Raw genomic sequence first — 2,807 nt, forward strand, 5'->3', positions numbered from 1 at the left:
CCGCGTCTTCGCCGCGGCGCTGGGACTGCTCGGCACCACGCTGATCGCCCGCATGCTCCCCGCGGTCGAATGGGGCTACTTCTCTTTCGTTTTCGGTCTGCTCGGCATGCTCGCGATCGTCACCGACCTCGGTGTCGGACGCGCGGTCATCGGGAAGCTGGTCCACGGTGAGCCCAGCGAGGCCGCCGAGATCGCGACCTCGTTCATCGTGTTGCGGACCGTACTCGGGCTCGTCGGCTACGGACTGGCGGTCGGCTACGTGCTCGTGCTGCGATGTCCGCCCGAGGTGGTCACCGCCACCGCGGTCGCGGGACTGGTGGTGGTCGTGGCCACGCCGAGTCACGCGCTGACCGTGCTGTTCCAGTCGACCATGCGGCTGACCCTCGTCGCCGCGGCCGAAGCGCTCGCCCGCACGGTGCAACTGGCGGTGACCGTGTTGGTGGTCGTGTGGTCGCCGACCCTGCTCGTGGTCGTGGTGCCCGCCATCGTCTACGAGATCGTCGCGATCGCGGTGAAGATCGTCGCGGTCGGGCGCGGGCTGGGCGGGCCGATCCCCGCGCGGCACATCGAGCTGCGCTGGTGGGGCGGCATGCTGCGGGAAGCGCTGCCGCTGAGCATCGGGCTCGCGCTGATCATCATGTTGCAGAAGGTCGGGCTGTTGCTGCTCGGGCATTTCGACAGCTACGAGTCCGTCGGGCTCTTCGCCGTCGGCATGAAGTTCGCCGATCTGCTCGACACCGCCGCGATCGCGGTGGTCGCCCCGCTGACCACCCTCTTGATCGCCCTGTGGCCCGACGATCCGGCGCGGTTCCGCCGCTATTTCCGCCAGGCGACCACCGCGCTGACCGCGCTCGGCCTGGCCGCGCTGGTGGCCTTCTGGCCGGTCGCCGCCGACGGTGTGCGGCTGCTGTTCGGCGCCGATCTCGAAGCGGCGGCGGACGCCGCCCGGATCCAGATCCTCGGCGGGCTGCTGGGGGCACTGGCACACCTCGCGCTGGTGGCGCTGATGGCCGTCGGGCGCAACGTCGTCATCCCCTGGATCGCGGCGGTCGCGCTGCTGGTCGATCTCGCGGTGGCGTGGCCGCTGATCTCGCGGTGGTCCTACGAGGGCGCGGCCGTCGCCGGACTGCTGGCGCAGCTGGTGCTGCTCATCGCGGTCTGGGTGGCGCTGGCCGCGGCGGTCCGGATGCGGCGGCTGGTGCCGCTGGCCACGGTGGCCGCCATCGCCGGAGTGGCCGTCGCGGTGATCGCCGCGGCGACCGCGATCGACCGGCACTGGGCGCCGCCGTGGATCGTCACCGCGATCACCGCCTGCCTGATATACCTATTTCTCGCCGGATGCATCGTGCGGCGGACCGACGGACTGACGATACGAACCTTGCGGGGGCCGAAACCTGATGACACTGTGGCGAATCGCCCGGGTGATGCTCATCGCCGCAGTCGTCACGGTGACAGTGTCGGGATGCGCGACGATCGTGCCGACGAGCCCCACTGACACCGCCCCCGCCGGCCTCGGGGTGTCGGGCGGCCACGCCTGGCTGGAATCCGGTGCGGCGGAACTGGACCGGCAGATGGGCATCGTCGCCGCCAGCGGAGCCACCTGGGTCCGGATCGACCTCGACTGGTCGGTGATCGAACCGCAGCGGGGCCGCCAGGACTGGTCGGCGACCGATCGCGCCATCGATGCGGCGCGCGCCCACGATCTGTCCGTGCTGGCGATCCTGACCTACGCGCCCGCCTGGGCCGGGCTGCACGAGGGTGCCCCGAGCAGCAAGTCGGTGCCGCAGCCGGTGCTGTTCGGCCGGTTCGTCGGCGACGCGGTCGATCGCTACCGCGACCAGATCTCGCACTGGGAGATCTGGAACGAACCCAATGTCACCGCCTTCTTCGCGCCGCGGCCGGACATCGGCGTCTACGCGCATCTGCTGCGCCAGGCCGCGCTGTCGGTCCGGTCGCGCCAGCCGCACGGCCAGGTGATCGTCGGCGGCCTGGCACCGGCGACGAACAACGGTCAAGACATCGCGCCGACCTCGTTCGTGGAACTGCTCTACGAACTCGGGGCGGCGGCCGACTTCGACGGGATCGCGGTGCATCCCTACTCCTATCCGGAGCTGCCCGCCTCGCCTGCCTGGTACAACGCCTTCGGCAATCTGATGGCCATCCGGCGCATCATGGACGCGAACAGCGACACCTCGGCCCTGTTGTGGCCGACCGAATTCGGGGCGCCGACCGGCACCGGCGCACGATCGGTCAGTGAAGCGGTGCAGGCCGAGATCCTCGATCAGGGACTCGGCTTGATCGCCACGATGCACGATGTCGGGCCGGTGTTCGTCTACTCCCTCCTCGATGCCGGCGACAACCGCGACGATCTCGAGGACAACTTCGGCCTGCTGCGCCGCGACTACACCGAGAAGCCCGCGCTGGCGGTGCTGCGCGCCCACGCGGAGGCGCGGCGTGCCGGTCGATAGCAGCGCTCGGGAGCTGGTGTTCGTCGCGCATTCCGGCCGGGCTTCCGGCGCCGAGAAGATCATGCTGACCCTCGCCGAGCGGGCCGTGGCCAAGGGCTGGCGGGTGCGGGTGGTCTGCCCGGACGGTCCGCTCCGGAAGCTGCTGCCCGCCACGATCGGCCACGTCGCGATCCCGGAACTCGGATTGGCCGGGCAGCGGGGCGGGCAGCGCCTGCGCGCCGCCGCTGTCATGCTGTGGCGGTGGGCCCTGGCCGCCCGCGTGCTCCGGCGGGTAGCGCGCACCGCCGGGGTCCGGCTGGTGGTGAACTCGACGATGGCGCTGCCCGCGGTGGCCCTGGC

General features: G+C 71.1%; 2 protein-coding genes and 1 pseudogene. All 3 read left to right on the forward strand.

The features are described from left to right. A partial coding sequence (locus V8688_RS31725) for an oligosaccharide flippase family protein (protein ID WP_342802356.1) occupies positions 1 to 1,495 on the forward strand: 1,495 nt, incomplete at its 5' end. After that, a complete protein-coding gene (locus tag V8688_RS31730; RefSeq protein ID WP_342802357.1) occupies positions 1,449 to 2,468 on the forward strand; it encodes a beta-xylosidase in 1,020 nt (339 codons plus the stop codon). The genes V8688_RS31725 and V8688_RS31730, both read left to right, overlap by 47 nt. Further along, positions 2,455 to 2,807: pseudogene (locus V8688_RS31735) on the forward strand (glycosyltransferase family 1 protein); the annotation flags it as partial. The gene V8688_RS31730 and the pseudogene V8688_RS31735, both read left to right, overlap by 14 nt.

This window comes from Nocardia sp. No.11 (assembly GCF_038752175.1).
Classification (GTDB): Bacteria; Actinomycetota; Actinomycetes; order Mycobacteriales; family Mycobacteriaceae; genus Nocardia; species Nocardia canadensis.